This window comes from Nonomuraea longicatena (genome assembly GCF_039525605.1).
GTDB classification, from domain to species: domain Bacteria; phylum Actinomycetota; class Actinomycetes; order Streptosporangiales; family Streptosporangiaceae; genus Nonomuraea; species Nonomuraea longicatena.
The window spans coordinates 49,653-64,869 of the sequence record NZ_BAAAHQ010000014.1 but is presented as its reverse complement, the minus strand read 5'-3'; the positions used below and the strand labels follow the sequence as shown (position 1 = coordinate 64,869).

The 15,217-nt window shown below is 71.4% G+C and carries 14 protein-coding genes; 9 read left to right on the top strand and 5 right to left on the bottom strand.

Features of this window, described 5'->3' with window-relative positions:
* The 5 genes from ABD120_RS15530 to ABD120_RS15510 all read left to right on the top strand — a co-directional run.
* The coding region (locus tag ABD120_RS15530; RefSeq protein ID WP_343950575.1) for an ACT domain-containing protein at positions 1 to 1,259 on the top strand (1,259 nt) is incomplete at its 5' end.
* 209 nt (positions 1,260 to 1,468) lie between these two features.
* Entirely contained in the window at positions 1,469 to 4,642 is a 3,174-nt protein-coding gene (locus ABD120_RS15525) for a sensor histidine kinase (RefSeq protein ID WP_343950574.1), read from the top strand.
* A 10-nt stretch (positions 4,643 to 4,652) separates the two neighbouring features.
* Positions 4,653 to 5,075: a roadblock/LC7 domain-containing protein gene (locus ABD120_RS15520; RefSeq protein ID WP_343950573.1), complete on the top strand. Its 423-nt coding sequence runs from the start codon at positions 4,653 to 4,655 to the stop codon at positions 5,073 to 5,075.
* A gap of 26 nt (positions 5,076 to 5,101) precedes the next feature.
* Positions 5,102 to 5,458 (top strand): DUF742 domain-containing protein, encoded by a 357-nt coding sequence (locus ABD120_RS15515; RefSeq protein ID WP_343950572.1) that lies wholly within the window; start codon positions 5,102 to 5,104, stop codon positions 5,456 to 5,458.
* Positions 5,439 to 6,011: a GTP-binding protein gene (locus tag ABD120_RS15510; protein WP_343950571.1), complete on the top strand. Its 573-nt coding sequence runs from the start codon at positions 5,439 to 5,441 to the stop codon at positions 6,009 to 6,011. The genes ABD120_RS15515 and ABD120_RS15510 overlap by 20 nt, the downstream gene beginning before the upstream one ends.
* A 56-nt stretch (positions 6,012 to 6,067) precedes the next feature.
* Here ABD120_RS15510 and ABD120_RS15505 read toward each other — a convergent pair whose 3' ends face one another.
* Entirely contained in the window at positions 6,068 to 6,832 is a 765-nt protein-coding gene (locus ABD120_RS15505) for a TetR/AcrR family transcriptional regulator (RefSeq protein ID WP_343950570.1), read from the bottom strand.
* 59 nt (positions 6,833 to 6,891) lie between these two features.
* Between ABD120_RS15505 and ABD120_RS15500 the strand changes: the two genes are divergently transcribed.
* Together ABD120_RS15500 and ABD120_RS15495 are read left to right on the top strand one after the other, a co-directional pair.
* Entirely contained in the window at positions 6,892 to 7,818 is a 927-nt protein-coding gene (locus ABD120_RS15500) for an ATP-binding cassette domain-containing protein (protein ID WP_343950569.1), read from the top strand.
* On the top strand, positions 7,815 to 8,609 hold the full coding sequence (locus ABD120_RS15495; protein ID WP_343950568.1) for an ABC transporter permease: 795 nt from the start codon (positions 7,815 to 7,817) through the stop codon (positions 8,607 to 8,609). Before ABD120_RS15500 ends, ABD120_RS15495 begins: the two co-directional genes overlap by 4 nt.
* A gap of 13 nt (positions 8,610 to 8,622) precedes the next feature.
* Here ABD120_RS15495 and ABD120_RS15490 read toward each other — a convergent pair whose 3' ends face one another.
* The 4 genes from ABD120_RS15490 to ABD120_RS15475 all read right to left on the bottom strand — a co-directional run bounded on the left by ABD120_RS15490 (position 8,623) and on the right by ABD120_RS15475 (position 12,874).
* Positions 8,623 to 9,192, bottom strand: a complete 570-nt coding sequence (locus ABD120_RS15490; RefSeq protein WP_343950567.1) for a GTP-binding protein — start codon at positions 9,190 to 9,192, stop codon at positions 8,623 to 8,625.
* Complete coding sequence (locus ABD120_RS15485; RefSeq protein WP_343950578.1) at positions 9,173 to 9,487, bottom strand: DUF742 domain-containing protein; 315 nt, start codon at positions 9,485 to 9,487, stop codon at positions 9,173 to 9,175. The genes ABD120_RS15490 and ABD120_RS15485 overlap by 20 nt, the downstream gene beginning before the upstream one ends.
* 67 nt (positions 9,488 to 9,554) lie before the next feature.
* Positions 9,555 to 9,977, bottom strand: coding sequence for a roadblock/LC7 domain-containing protein (locus tag ABD120_RS15480; protein WP_425563975.1), 423 nt, complete (start codon positions 9,975 to 9,977; stop codon positions 9,555 to 9,557).
* Positions 9,974 to 12,874 carry a sensor histidine kinase gene (locus tag ABD120_RS15475; RefSeq protein ID WP_343950566.1) on the bottom strand — a complete coding sequence of 967 codons (2,901 nt, stop codon included), beginning with the start codon at positions 12,872 to 12,874 and terminating at the stop codon, positions 9,974 to 9,976. The genes ABD120_RS15480 and ABD120_RS15475 overlap by 4 nt, the downstream gene beginning before the upstream one ends.
* Before the next feature lie 339 nt (positions 12,875 to 13,213).
* On the opposite strand from ABD120_RS15475, the gene ABD120_RS15470 reads away from it, so the two are divergent.
* Both ABD120_RS15470 and ABD120_RS15465 read left to right on the top strand, forming a co-directional pair.
* Complete coding sequence (locus tag ABD120_RS15470; protein WP_343950565.1) at positions 13,214 to 14,281, top strand: quaternary amine ABC transporter ATP-binding protein; 1,068 nt, start codon at positions 13,214 to 13,216, stop codon at positions 14,279 to 14,281.
* Positions 14,278 to 15,217: ABC transporter permease (locus ABD120_RS15465; protein ID WP_343950564.1), on the top strand; the 940-nt coding region annotated here is incomplete at its 3' end. The genes ABD120_RS15470 and ABD120_RS15465, both read left to right, overlap by 4 nt.

Genomic DNA, 15,217 nt, shown 5'->3' with positions numbered 1-15,217 from the left:
CCGTCCTCGCCGCGCGGTCGGCGCCGATGCCGGTGCCGTGGCCGGGGGCGGCCCGCGACGCGCTGGTCTCGCTGCTCGGCGCGGGCCGTTCGGCCGTGCCCGTGTGGGAGGAACTCGACCAGGCGGGCCTGCTCGTGCGGCTGCTGCCCGGCTGGGAGCGGGTACGCCACCGGCCGCAGCGCAACCCGGTCCACCGCTTCACCGTCGACCGCCACCTCATCGAGACCGCCGCCACCGCCGCCGCGCACACCAGGGAGGTCTCCCGTCCCGACCTCCTGCTGCTCGGCGCGCTGCTGCACGACATCGGCAAGGGCTGGCCCGGCGACCACTCGGCGGCGGGTGAGAGCGTGGTGCGCGGCCTCGGCGCCCGGCTGGGCCTGCCGCCGCACGACGTCGAGGTGCTCGCCGCGCTCGTCCGCCACCATCTGCTGCTGCCCGAGACCGCGACCCGCCGCGACCTCGACGACCCGGTCACGATCGAGAAGGTCGCGGGCGCCGTCGGCCGCCGAGAGGTGCTCGACCTGCTGGCCGTGATCGCTCTCGCCGACGGCACCGCCACCGGTCCGGCCGCGTGGAACGCCTGGAAGGCCGGGCTGGTCGCGGACCTGGTCCGCCGGGTGCGCTCGGTGCTGTCCGGAGCCGCACCGCCGGCCCCGCCGAGCCTGTCGGCGGAGCAGGCCGCGCTGGCCAGGCACGGTGGCGGGGCGGTCCGCGTGAACGGCGAGGCGGTCACCGTGGTCGCCCCCGACCGGCCGGGGCTGCTGTGGAGCGCGGCAGGGGTGCTGGCCGCCCACCGCCTGGTCGTGCGCTCGGCGTCCTCCGCCGCCGCCGGTTCGACGGTGGTGATCGAGTTCGTGGTCGCACCCGAGTTCGGCTCGCCGCCCGACCCGGCCACGCTCGAAGCCGACCTCCGTCTGGTCCTTGCCGGACGTCTTGACATCGGGCAGCGGCTGGCCCGCCGAGCCGGTGCCGTGCGGCCCTCCCGGGTGCCGGTCGCGCCACCCCGTGTGACGTTGGTGGATGACGCTTCCGCGACCGCCACGGTGATCGAAGTCAGAGCCCATGACAGACCGGGGCTGCTGTGGCGCATCGGATGTGCTTTCGGACACTGCGGTCTTGACGTACGGGCCGCCCGCGTGGAGACTCTCGGCGCGGAGGCGGTGGACGTCTTCTACGTCGTAGATCGCGCCGGACGCCCCCTCAGCGACGGCGCGCAGCGGACTCAGGTCCGCGACCAGGTGCTCTCTGCACTGCGGTAACCGACAGCACCCAGTACGCTGTCGCATTTGTAACGATTGTGTCCGTTTTGCACTGGTACGTGAGTTACTGCGGATACCTTGTGGACGGCTTACGACCCGTTGCCGAACGGGATGATTGAGGGGTAGCGGGAGCAGTGACTACGGGGAACTCCGAACGCGGCGCCCGCGGAAGGCGGTCGCTGCCTCGCTTCGGTCTGCGCAACTGGCGCGTGAGATGGCGCCTGGCCGCGCTCATCATGGTCCCCACCGTCGCGGGCGTGGTCCTCGGCGGTGCCCGTGTCGTCACCTCGGTCGAGAGCGTCAACGCCCACGATCGCACGGCCTCGGCCGCCGCCCAGAGCGCGCACATCCGCGACCTGCTGCAGACCCTCGGCCTGGAGCGTGACACCCGCACCTGGATGAGCGTCGCCGGTTCCGCCGGCAAGGAGCTCAAGGGCCCGCTCACGGCCCGCCAGCGCGAGGTCGACACCATGCTCGCGACGTTGCGCGACGACATGAACACCATGGGCGATCACGGCCCCCGCGTCCAGCACGCCGTCACCATGGTCCGCACCTCCATGGACATGGGCGACATCCGCAGGGAACGCGTGCCCACGGCCTACCAGAACCTCATCACCGCCCTGCTCACCCTGCACGACGAACTCTCCCTGCTCAGCCAGGACCCCGAGATGATCGGCTACTTCCGTGGCCTCGGCGCCGTCGCGCAGGCCAAGGAGGAGGTGTCGCAGCAGCGCTACCAGCTGCTCGTCGGCTACTACCGCTACCGCTCGGTGGACGCGCAGGAGGTCCAGCGCTTCATCGCCTCGCACTCCCGGCAGCGGGAGGCGCAGAACGCCTTCGGCGGCGAGGTCGGCGCCCAGCTCAGCATGGAGCTCAGCCGCAAGCTCACCACCGCCGAGTACATCGACATCGAACTCACCAAGGCCCGCGCGGTCGTCCTCGCCGGGGACGAAGCCTCCGGCGCGGTCTTCCGCAACCGGCTCATCAACGACCCCAACGTCTGGTTCGAGAACAACAGCAAGGTCGTCGACGGTCTCGGCGAGGTCGAGGCCAAGGTCGCCAAGCTGCTTTTGGACCGTGCCGAGGTGCTGCGCGGCCAGAGCGTGAACGACGCCGTCCTCGCCGGAGTCGCGATCCTGCTGCTCCTCGTCGTCGTCCTGGTGTTCACCGTGCTCATCGCGCGCTCGATGGTCGCCCCGCTGCGGCGGCTGCGCACCGAGGCGCTCGACATCGCCGGCTTCCGGCTGCCCGACGTGGTCCGCAAGCTGCGCATCGCCGGTGACGGCGCCGCCGCCGAGGTCCGGCCCATCGACGTCGAGGGCCAGGACGAGATCGGCGAGGTCGCCAAGGCCTTCGACGAGGTGCACCGCCAGGCCGTACGGCTGGCCGGTGAGGAGGCCGAGCTCCGCTCCAACATCAGCTCGATGTTCGTCAACCTCTCGCGCCGCACCCAGACGCTGGTCGAACGGCAGATCTCGCTGATCGACGGCCTGGAGAAGGGCGAGCAGGACGGCACCCGCCTGGCCGACCTGTTCAAGCTCGACCACCTGGCCACCCGCATGCGGCGCAACTCCGAGAACCTGCTGGTCCTGGCCGGGCACGAGCCCACCCGCCGCCGCAGCCAGCCCGCCAAGCTGATCGACGTCGTCCGCGCCTCCCTGTCGGAGGTCGAGGACTACGAGCGGGTCCAGGTCAAGGTGCACCGCGCCACCAGCGTGGTCGGCAGCGCCGCCAACGACCTCGTCCACCTGGTCGCCGAGCTGGTCGAGAACGCCATCCAGTTCTCGCCCAAGAACAGCCAGGTCATCGTCTCCAGCAGCATGATCGAGGGCGGCGGTGCGCTGCTGTCGGTCAGCGACGCCGGCATCGGCATGACCGAGGACGAGATGGGCGAGGCCAACCGGCGCCTGGCCGAGCCTCCGGTCGTGGACGTGTCCGTCTCCCGCCGCATGGGCCTGTTCGTGGTCGGCCGCCTGGCCCTGCGCCACGGCATCCGGGTGCAGCTGCGCAGGGGAGAGGGCGCCGGGCTGATCGCCATGGTGCTCCTGCCGCCGACGCTCATCCCCGACGGCACCCAGCCGCAGCCCGCGCCCCAGCGCCCCGCCTTCGGCGGCGGTACGGCCCCGGCCCCGGCCCCGCACACGCCCGCCTTCGGCGCGGCCGCGCAGAGCTTCAGCACGTTCGGCAGCTTCGACTCCCAGGACCCGATGGCCTCGCGGGGCACGCTCAGCGGCTTCACCGCCGACACCGACGGCGGCACCTTCCGGCAGGAGACCTTCCCGTCGCACCCGAACACGGCGCAGAGCCCGGCGCACCCGGGCGCCCCGCAGAGCCCGGCGCTGCCGCGCCGCCAGCCGGGCGCGGCCGATCGGCCCACCCCGGTCCCGAGCGGCGACCTCCTGGGCGGCGACCACCCGCTCCCCGGCCGCCCGGGATCGGGCCCTCCGGGATCGGACCGCCCGGGATCGGGCCTCCCCGGATCGGGCCGTCCGGGGCCCGGTGCCTTCCAGGGGCCGGTCACGGGCTCGTCCGCCGACGCCTTCCAGCCCCCGCCCGGCGACCGTTCCGCCGGTGGGTTCCAGGCTCCGCCTGCGGGCCAAGCCACCGGTGGGTTCCAGACCCCGCCACCCACGGGTGACTTCCGGGCCCCCACGGGCGCGTTCCCGACGCTCCCGCCGTCCGGGCCGGGCCGGCCGCCGCAGGGACCGCCGCGCGAGCCGTTCGAAGCGCAGCCGCCCACGGGCGCGTTCCCGGCCCCCGAGCCCGCCGGGCTCCCGACGCGGGAGCCCGGTTCGTTCCCGACTCCCGAGCCCGGCGCCTTCCTGACGCGGGAGCCCGAGTCCTACCCGACGCCGGAACCCACTTCGTCCTTCCCGCCCGCTCCCCAGGCGCACCGCGCGCAGAACCGCTGGCCGTCGACCGACGCCCCCTCGGTGGACGTCTCGCCGGTGGACGATCCCGAGGAGTTCCTGCCGATCTTCGCCTCGGTCGAGTCGGCCTGGTTCCGCAAGCCGGGCAACACCGACGAGCCCTCCTCGGAGCCGCCGGCGGAATCCGTGGCCAAGGAGTTGCCGAGGAAGGATGAGGACGAGCCCGCGCAGGCCGTACGCTCTGGGGATGAAGGGTGGCGAACCGCAGCCGACGCCGGCTGGCGCGCGGCGGCCGCCGCCAGCGATCCCAGCCTCGGCGGCATCACCGCAGCCGGGCTGCCCAAGCGCACGCCCAAGGCCAACCTGGTACCCGGCACGGCCGGTCGGCAGGCCCAGCCGATGAGCCCGATGCCGCCGGTGTCGGCGGAACGGGTCCGCAGCCGGATGGCCAGCTTCCAGAAGGGCGTGCGCCGAGGTCGCGAGGAAGTACGTGGACAGGAGGAACAACAGTGAGCGAGGTAGCGTGACCACCCTCAGCCATGAGGCGCACCGGTTCGACTGGCTGATCACCGACTTCGTGAGGAACACTCCTGGGGTCGCCCATGCCGTCGTGGTCTCGGCCGACGGGCTCTGCCTGGCCAGTTCGGAGGGCTTCCCGCCCGACCGCGCCGACCAGCTCGCCGCGGTCTCGGCGGGTCTGCTCAGCCTCACCGTGGGAGCCTCCCGCGTCTTCGAGGGCGGCCCCGTCACACAGACGGTCGTGGAGATGCAGCGCGGCCTGCTGCTGGTCATGGCGATCAGCGACGGTTCGGTCCTGACGGTGCTCGCCGCACCCGACTGTGACATGGGCCTGGTGGCCTACCAGATGACGCTGCTCGTCGACCGGGCCGGTCAGGCGCTCACGCCCCAGCTGCGCGCCGAGCTTCAGGCAGCCAGGACGCGGTGATGCGATGAAGCCGATGGGACAGGTCCGTGTACGGCGGTGACGGGGACGACGAGCCCCTCTTCCGACCGTACGCGGTGACCGGCGGCCGGTCGGAGCCGCGCTATCACCTGGCCATGGAGACCCTGGTGTCGTCCATGTCGGTCCCGGACGACGAACTGGCCCTGCTCACTCCCGAGCAGGACGCCATCATGCAGCTCTGCCGCACGTTCCGGTCGGTAGCCGAGATCTCGGCCCTGCTCAGGGTTCCGCTCGGCGTGGCCAGGGTGCTGGTGGCGGACATGTCGGACGAAGGACTCGTCCGCCTGCACCAGCCGCGCCTCGCCCAGGGACAGCCAGACCTCAACATGCTCGAAAGGGTTCTCAGTGGACTTCGCAGGCTCTAGCCCAGGTCTCACGTCGACGAAGATCGTCGTCGCGGGCGGGTTCGGGGTGGGCAAGACGACGTTCGTGGGGGCGGTGTCCGAGATCCTGCCGCTCACCACGGAGGCCGTCATGACCGACGCCTCTGCGGGCATCGACGACCTCGGCATGACCCCGAACAAGCAGACCACCACGGTGGCGATGGACTTCGGGCGGCTGTCGCTGGACCGTGACCTGATCCTTTACCTGTTCGGCACGCCTGGGCAGCACCGGTTCTGGTTCATGTGGGACGACCTGGTGCGCGGCGCGATCGGCGCGGTGGTGCTGCTCGACACCCGGCGGCTGGCCGACAGCTTCCCGGCGATCGACTACTTCGAGGAGGCCAAGCTCCCGTTCGTGGTCGGGGTCAACGGCTGGGACGGGCAGTTCCCGCACGGCGCGGAGGAGGTGCGCGAGGCGCTCGCGCTCCCGCCGCACGTGCCGATCGTCCCCACGGACGCGCGTAACCGCGATTCGGTGAAGGCGACGCTGATCGCGCTGGTCGAGCACGTGGTGCGGATCCGCGCCCACGTCTGATCCCATCGGTACGGCGGAAGCGGCCACCCCGGGCAGGGGTGGCCGCTTCCGCGTCGTCACCCGTCGTGGCGGCCGATCAGCGTCTCGATGCCGTCCAGGATGCGCGTCAGCCCGAACTCGAAGGCGTGGTCGGGGTTGACGGCCCCGTTGTGCGTCTCGCCCGCCGCCTGCCCGACCCGGGTGGCGGTCGGGTAGCGCGCCGGGTCGGCGATGCGCGCCAGGAAGGGGGAGTGGGCCGACCACCACTGCTCGTCGCTCAGCCCCGTCTGGGTCTCGGCCTCCTTGGCGTCCACCGCGACCCGCGCGGTGCCGTGGACGAAGCCGGTGACCATGGTGAGCACGGCGTCCATCTCGACGTCGCTCAGCCCGATGCCGTCGATGGCGCGAAGTTCGTAGTCGTATTTGGCGGTCACGTTGGGCCCGAGCACCGGGCGGCTGGTCGCCACCTGCAGCAGCCACGGGTGGCGCAGGTACAGGGCCCAGTTCTCGCGCGCGATGTGGGTGAGCCGCTCGCGCCAGCCGCCCGGGACGTCCTCGCGGCGGTCGGTCTCGCCGTACACGGTGTCGAGCATGACGTCGAGCAGTTCGGGTTTGCCCGGCACGTAGGTGTAGAGCGACATCGTGCCGACGCCCAGGCGCTCGGCGACCCGCCGCATGGACAGCGCCGCGAGCCCTTCCCCGTCGGCGACCTCGATCGCGGCCCGCACGATGCGGTCCACGCTGAGGTCGGGTTTGCCCTTGCGGCTGACCCGCTCGCTGGTGCGCCAGAGCAGCGCGAGGCTGCGGGCGGGGTCCCCTTTGCCGGAATACTCGGTGCTCATGTTTGTACGGTACATCGTACGGTTGCGAATTATGAACCGTATGCTGTACGGTACGGCGTATGGTAATCGCTGATGGGCTCCGCAAGACCTACGGGAAGAAGGTCGCGCTCGACGGTTTCGACCTGGAGGTGGGCCAGGGTTCGGTCTGCGGCCTTCTCGGGCCCAACGGAGCGGGAAAGACCACCTCGGTCCGCGTCCTCACCACCCTCCTGCGGGCCGACGGCGGCCGGGCCAGCGTCGCCGGCCACGACGTGCGCAGGCGTCCCGCCGACGTACGGCGCAGCATCGGCCTCGTCGGCCAGCAGGCCGCGGTGGACGAGGTCCTCACCGGCCGTCAGAACCTGGAGCTGTTCGGCCGCCTCCACCGCCTCGGCGCCCGCGCGGCCCGTGCCAGGGCCACCGAACTGCTGGCCGCCTTCCGGCTGGAGGAGGCGGCGGGCAAGCGCGTCAAGGACTACTCGGGCGGCATGCGCCGCCGGCTCGACCTGGCCGCCGGGATGATCCTCTCGCCGCCCGTGCTGTTCCTCGACGAGCCCACCACCGGGCTCGACCCGCGCAGCAGGAGCGAGGTCTGGGCGGCCGTGCGCGGCCTGGTCGCGGACGGCACCACCGTCCTGCTCACCACCCAGTACCTGGAGGAGGCCGACCGGCTCGCCGACCGCATCGCGGTCATCGACGGCGGCCGGGTGGTCGCGGAGGGCACCCCGGACCGGCTCAAGACCGATCTCGGCGCCGACCGGCTCGACCTGGTCGTCCAGCGGGCCACAGACCTCGGCCCGGCCGCCGACCTCGTCGCGAAGGCCACCGGCGCCGAACCCAGGACCGACCAGGACGCCCGGCGGGTCAGCGCCCCCGTGCGCGACCGGGTCACCGCCCTGGCCAGGGCCGCCACGGCACTGGCCGAGTCCGGCATCGACGTCGAAGACCTCGCGGTACGCCGCCCGACACTGGACGAGGTCTTCCTGAGCATCACGGAGCGCCCATGAACACCCCCCTGTACGCCCTGGGCGACGGCTGGACCATCGCCCGCAGAGACCTCCTCCACTGGGCCGCCCAGCCGGTGACCGTGGTGTTCACGGTGGTCTTCCCGATCCTGATCACGCTGGTGTTCGGCTACCTGTTCGGCGGCGCCGTCGCGGTGCCGCCGGGCGCCCACTATTTCGACTTCCTCATGCCCGGCATGTACGGCATGACGATGCTCTTCGGCCTCGGCGCCACCATGGTCGCCGTCACCACCGACCTGTCGCGCGGCGTCACCGACCGCTTCCGGTCGATGCCGATCGCGCCCTCGGCGGTGCTGATCGGGCGCAGCATCGCGGACCTGCTCAACTCGGTGCTCGTCCTCGGCGGCCTGCTGTTGTGCGGCCTCGCCGTCGGCTGGCGGCCCCAGGGCGACCTGGCGGACACCCTGGGCGCCGTCGGTCTCCTGCTGTGGCTGCGCTTCGCCCTGCTCTGGGTGGGGATGTTCCTGGGGCTGGCCGCCAAGGAGCCCGGTGCGGTCGTGGCCGTCCAGATGGTGGAGTTCCCCTTCGGGTTCCTCTCCAACGCCTTCGTGGCGCCCGGGACCATGCCGGGCTGGCTGGGCGCGGTGTCGGAGTGGAACCCGCTGTCCTCGACGGTGGGGGCGGCGCGCGAGCTGTTCGGCAACCCCGGCTGGGGCGGCGACTCGTGGATCGCCCAGCACTCGGTGCTGATGGCGGTGCTCTGGCCGCTCGCCCTCACCGTGATCTTCTTCACCCTGTCCGTACGCCTGTACGGCCGCCTCGGCCGGGTCTAGCCTGAAGGCCCGCTCAGCCCACCCGGGCGGTCAGGGCGTGCTCCACGAGCGAGATGAGCGTGCTCTTGACCGCATCCCGTACCCGGGCGTCCGTGCGCACGATCGGCACGTGGGAGGAGAGCGTGAGCGCCTCACGCACCTCCTCCTCGGCGTGCGGGAAATGCCCGTCCCAGCCGTTGAGGCCGACCAGGAAGGGGATCTTGGCCTCCTCGAAGTAGTCGACCGCGGGAAAGCTGTCGGCCAGCCGCCTGCTGTCCACCAGCACGATCGCGCCGATGGCGCCGCGCACCAGGTCGTCCCACATGAACCAGAACCGGGTCTGCCCAGGCGTGCCGAACAGATAGAGGATCAGGTCGCGATCCAGCGAGAGCCTGCCGAAGTCCATCGCCACCGTCGTGGTCGTCTTGCCCGGAGTCAGGTCCAGGTCGTCGATCCCGGCGGAGGCGTCGGTCATCACCGCCTCGGTGGTGAGCGGCATGATCTCCGACACCGCGCCGACGAAGGTGGTCTTGCCGACGCCGAAGCCACCGGCGACCACGATCTTCGTCGAGGTGAGGCCCGTACTAGAGCCTGCGTAGTCCACTGAGCACCCTTTCCAGCAGGCTCCTGTCAGGCAGGCCCGCGTCCAACTGCGGCTGGTAGATACGCACCAGCCCTTCCGCCTCCATGTCCGCGATGAGCACGCGGGCCACGCCGAGCGGTATCCGGAGCAATGCCGAGACCTCCGCCACCGACCTGACCTGACGGCACAGTTCGCTGATGGCACGGTACTCGCGTGTGAAGGCCGTGCCCAGCCGGGCCGAGGTCGCGGAGGAGACCAGCGCCTCCATGGCCAGGTCGGAGCGGGGTTTCGTGCGCCCGCCGGTGACCGCGTACATGCGCACCAGCGAGCTCCTCTCCGCCTCCGGAGGGCCGTCTTGCCAGGTCACAGTAGAGCTCCCATCGTCACCAGCGGCGAGTGGAGGACAGTTCCGCGCGGACGGCGGGCGTCAGCACCTGCCCCGCGCGCTCCACGAGAATGGTCATTTGGTAGGCGACGAGCCCCATGTCGCAGTCGGGGGCAGCCAGTACGGCCAAGCTCGACCCGTCGCTGATCGCCGTCGCCAGCAGCAACCCGCGATCCATCTCGACCAGTGTCTGGATCACGCCGCCGCCCTCGAACACCCGGGCCGCGCCCTCGGTGAGGCTCACCAGCCCGGCCGCGATGGCGGCCAGCTGGTCGGCCCGGTCCTGCGGGAAGCCTCGGGAGAAGGCCATCGGCAGTCCGTCGGCGGAGACGACCACGGCGTGCGCGACGCCGGGCGTCTGTTCGACGAATCCGGTGACCAGCCAGTTCACGTCCCTGGCGGCCTGGCTCAGGTCCTTCATGGGTTCTCCTCAAGCTCGGAGCGTCCCTTCTTGACGCCCTGCTGGTAGCTGGAGAGCCTGCTGCGCAGCCGGTCCGGTGCGATCGGTGGAGGCGGCGGCACGGGCTGCGCCGGTGCGGCGGAGCCCGGGAGCAGGTTCGCCTTGGGCGTGCGCTTGGGCAGGCCGGTGGCGGTGGTGCTCTGCTCCGGCGGGGCCGGAGGCGTGCCTTGTTCCGGTGGCGACGGACGGAGGTCCCGTCTCGATTCGCCGGGGTTGAACCGCTCCTGCTGGGCGGGGATCCCGTCCAGCTCGTTCTTCTGGTCGTTGGTGGGTGCGGACTTGGTGAACCAGCTCGATCCGGCGTCGGCGACCGCGTCCTGCGGCGCGGCCGGGGGGACGGGCTTCGGTGTGTACGGCAGGGGGCCCGGCTCGACCGTGTCGCTCCGGGTGGAGGCGAACCACGAGGACGGCTCGGGTTCCGGTGTGAGCGGCGCGTCCAGCGACGGGTGCCCCCACACGGGCGTCCCGTGGGCGTCGAAGGAGGGCGCCCCCGTGCTGGAACCAGCACTGTTGGAACCGGTACTGCCGGCACCGGTACTGCCGGCACCGGTGCCGAGGGAACCGGTGTTGAAGGTACCGGTGTCGAGAGAGCTGGGGTCGAGGGGGCTGCGATCGAGGGAACCCGGGTCGAAGGGGCCGGGGGTGAGGGAGCTCGGGTCGCGGGGGGCGAGGTCGAAGGAGTTCCGGCCGAGGAGGTCGGCGTCGAACCGGCCCGCGCCGAACTGCCCGGAGTCGAGACCGCCGCCGATGCTCGGGCCGGGGTCGTGGCCCCCGGAGGCGTACGACGGCGTGCCGCCCCCCGACGGGTAGGCGGACACGTCGCCCGTGGAGAACGCGGGCATGTCGAACAGCGACTGCTCGCCGGCCGACCCCGGCGCGGGCGTCAGCGGGGCGACCTCAGACAGCAGCGACTCGGGGATGAGCACCATCGCCGACAGCCCGCCGACATCCTGCCGCCGTAGCTGCACCCGGATCTGGTGCCGCAGCGCCAGCCGGCCGACCACGAACAGGCCCATGCGCCGCGACACCGACACGTCCACGACGGGCGGGCTGGCCAGGCGCTGGTTCGCCTGCGCCATTTCCTCCTGGCTCATCGCGATGCCCTGGTCGGTGACCGACACCATGAGCCCGCCGTTGTCGATGCGGCTGCTGCCGATGATCACCTTGGTGTCGTTGGCGGAGAAGGAGACCGCGTTCTCGATCAGCTCGGCCAGCAGGTGCACGACGTCGCTGACCGCCTGCCCGGCGATGGCGGTCTCCGACTGCACCTGGGTGCTCACGCGGTCGTAGCTCTCGACCTCGCCGAGCGCGGCCCGCACCACGTCCATCAGCTCGACCGGCTCGCTCCACTTGCGCGCGGCCTCCTGGCCGGCGAGGACCAGCAGGTTCTCGCTGTTGCGTCGCATGCGGGTGGCCAGGTGGTCGAGTTTGAACAGGTCGCCGAGGCGGGTGTCGTCGCGTTCGCCGCGCTCCAGCCGTTCGATGAGGGTGAGCTGCCGCTCGACCAGCGTCTGGCTGCGCCTGGAGAGGTTGACGAACATGGCGTTGACGTTGGAGCGCAGCCGGGCCTCGTCGCCCGCCAGCCGTACGGCCTCGCGGTGGACCTCGTCGAAGGCACGGGCGACCTCGCCCACCTCGTCCTTCGAGAAGATGCCGATGGGCGGCACCTCGACGCTGACGCCGCCGTCGCGGGACTCACGCAGCCGCTGCACGAACTCCGGCAGCCGGCGCCCGGCGATCTCCAGGGCCTCGCCGCGCAGCCTGCGCAGGGGCCGTACCAGGGAGCGGGCGACGCCGGTCGTGACGAGCAGGACCGCGATGAGCAGGCCCAGCACGGAGCCGGCGATCACGTAGGCGCGCTGGCTCTCGTCGGCGCTGAGCCGCGCGCTCAGCTCGACGATGCCGGTGGACTGGCGGCGCTCGACGGTGCGCATGGCGTCGACCATGACGCCGCTGGCGGCGAACCAGTCCTGCGCGTCCTCGCCCCTGGACAGGTCGAGACCGCGCAGCGGCAGCCCGTTGGTGGCCCTGATCAGCACCAGTTCGCGCAGGAACAGCATCTGCTCGGTGCTCTGGGCGTTGACGTGCTCGTCGAAGAAGCGGCGCTCGTCTGCGGTGGCCTCGTCGGAGAAGGCCTTGCGCTCGTTCTGTTCGCGCGACAGTTCGCCGAGGAAGGCGCGGAACTGCTCCTGCTCGAAGCGGCCCGCCTGGAGCACGATCGTCAGCAGCGCCTGCTGCCTGGAGACGCTCTCCTTGGCGCGGGCGAGCGCGTCGAGCAGCTGCGTCTGGCGGAAGAGCTGGTCGTCGTCCGTGCCCTTGCTCAGCTCGTCGTGCACCGACAGCAGGTCGGAGACGATCGTCGTGTACAGCTCGACAGCGGGGCCCGGCAGCAGCGCGCCCTTGAGCGCCTGCGAGCGCAGGTCCGCAAGGTCGCCGAGCCTGGTCAGCACGACCTCCAGCTCCTCGTTCGCGCGCCCGGTGACCTCGCTGGCCAGGGCGGTGGCGCTGGTGCGGACGGTCTTGGCGACCGCGTCGGACTTCCCGATCTGCTCCCGTACGGCCTCCGACCCGCTCTGCGGGCGTCCTCTGGCGACGTACCAGGCGATCTGCGCGCGTTCCCTGGCGAGCTGATGGGTGAGCTCGCCGACCTCGTCCGACAGCACGGCGAGCTGGTTGGTGCGGGCGTAGTCGGCGGCGGCCCCGGTCGAGGCGAACATCTGGACGGCGCCGAGCAGTACGGCCGCCGCGGTGGGGATGAGGATGAGGGAGACCAGCCGGGCCCGGACACGCCAGTTGCGCAGACGCCAGCTTCGGCCTTCCGAAGCTGAGGTCTGCCTTTCGCCCAACTGCGTACTCATCGAACGCAACCTCTCGCCTGATATGGCGGATAAGGAGCCCCGGCGGGGCCCTGGGGAAATCCCGCAAGTGCCGGGTAATTGGAACACACACTATCGACCACGGCCAATCGAACATATCCCGACAAATGTCGAATGCTCTGACTCATGCGCGCAGAAGCTGGGGCTCCATCTTGATCCGAAATAACCGCCAAAGGCGGCTAATGTCCGTATATAGGTGTTTGTCGCGTTCCAGGCGAGTAACGTCGGGGAAGCGGCGCGGTTACTGGACGGTCACATCGTTGTGGGGTGCGCTATTAACCACATATGTTGAGCGGCGTCCCAGCTACCTCGGGAGGTGAAATGGGACTGCCCCCCGAGAGCGCGGCCATCCGGGTCAACGGGCTGTGGAAGGTCTTCGGGCCCGCCGCGGAGAAGGTCCTGAACAGCGAGGACAGGCACCTGGACCCCGCAGCGCTCAGGGACAGGACCGGCTGCACCGCCGCCGTGCGGGACGTGAGCTTCGACGTACGGCCCGGCGAGGTCTTCGTCGTCATGGGCCTGTCGGGAAGCGGCAAGTCCACCCTCGTACGCTGCCTCACCCGGCTCGTCGAACCGAGCGCCGGACAGATCTCCATCGGCGGCGAGGACATCGTCGGCGCCACGCCCGCCCGCCTGCGCGAGATCCGCCGCCACCGGGTCAGCATGGTCTTCCAGCACTTCGGCCTGCTGCCCCACCGCCGCGTCCTCGACAACGTCGCCTACGGCCTGGAGATCCAGGGCAGGCCCAAGGCCGAACGGCACGAGCGGGCCCGCGAGATCCTCACCCTGGTCGGCCTCGACGGCCACGCGGACGCCTACCCGGAGGAACTGTCCGGTGGCATGCGGCAGCGCGTCGGCCTGGCCAGGGCGCTGGCCGTCGACCCCGAGGTCATGCTGTTCGACGAGCCGTTCAGCGCCCTCGACCCGCTGATCCGCCGCGACATGCAGGCCGAGGTCGTCAGGCTGCACCGCGAGGTCGGCAAGACGATGGTCTTCATCACCCACGACCTGTCGGAGGCGCTGAAGCTCGGCGAGCGCATCGCGATCATGCGGGCGGGCGCGATCGTCCAGATCGGCACCCCGGAGGAACTCGTCGGCGCCCCCGCCGACGAGTACGTGGCCGACTTCGTGCGCGACGTACCGCGCGGCGAGGTCCTCTCGTTGCGCTGGATCTGCCGCGAGCCCGAGCCGGACGAGCCGCTCGACGGCCCCGCGCTGCCCGCCTCCACCGTGGTCATGGAGGCGGTCGAACTGGCCTCCACCTCGGCCCGGCCGATCCGGGTGATGGACGGCGGCGAACTCGCCGGGGTCGTGGACCGGGTGGACCTGCTCAGCTTTCTGGCGGGCAGGCGGGCCGCCGTACCCGAGAAGGAGCGGGCGCGGGCGTGAGCGTGACCGCCGTCGGCACCCCGTCGAGGGTGCGCGTGCCCCGATGGGCGTTCCCGGCCGGGGCCGCCGCCGTGTGCGTCGCCGCCTACCTGGTCTTCGGCGGCACCGGGACGCTCCCGCACGACGACGCCGCAGCACCCTTCCAGGCCCTCACCGACCTGCGCGAATGGGTGGACGACAACAAGAACGCCAGCCCGCTGTTCCTCTACTTCGTCAACTATGTGCGCCTGTTCGTCGACGGCCTGTTCCAGGCGTTCGCGACCGTGCTCGGCGCGCTCGGCTGGCCGGGCCTGATCGGCGTGATGGGCGCGCTCGGCTGGCTCGCGGGCGGCTACCGCGTCGCGCTGCTCGCCGTCGCGGGCTTCACCTCCTTCGGCGTGCTCGGCGTGTGGGCGGCGAGCGTCGACACCCTCGCCCTCGTCGGTACGTCGGTGCTGCTCGCGCTGCTGATCGGGCTGCCGGCCGGGGTGTGGATGGGCCGCTCGCCGCGCGTGCGCGCCCTGGTCACGCCAGTGCTCGACTACCTGCAGATCATGCCGACCTTCGCCTATCTGGCGCCGATGGTGCTGTTCTTCCAGATCGGCCCGGCGGCGGGGGCGGCGGCCACGATCGTCTACGCCATTCCGCCCGCGATCCGCATCACCGCGCTCGCGATCGAGCAGGTGCCCGCCGCCGCCGTCGAGGCGTCGGAGTCGCTCGGCGCCACCCGCTGGCAGACCCTGGTCAAGGTACGGCTGCCGCTGGCCCGCTCGACCATGACGCTCGCCGTCAACCAGACCATCATGATGGCGCTGTCCATGGTGGTGATCGCCAACCTGATCGCCGCGCCCGGCCTCGGCTCCGACATCATCAAGGGCCTGTCCAGGGAGAACGTCGGCATCATGCTCCCGGCCGGGCTCGCCGTCGTGGTCATGGCCGTGGTGCTCGACCGGACCA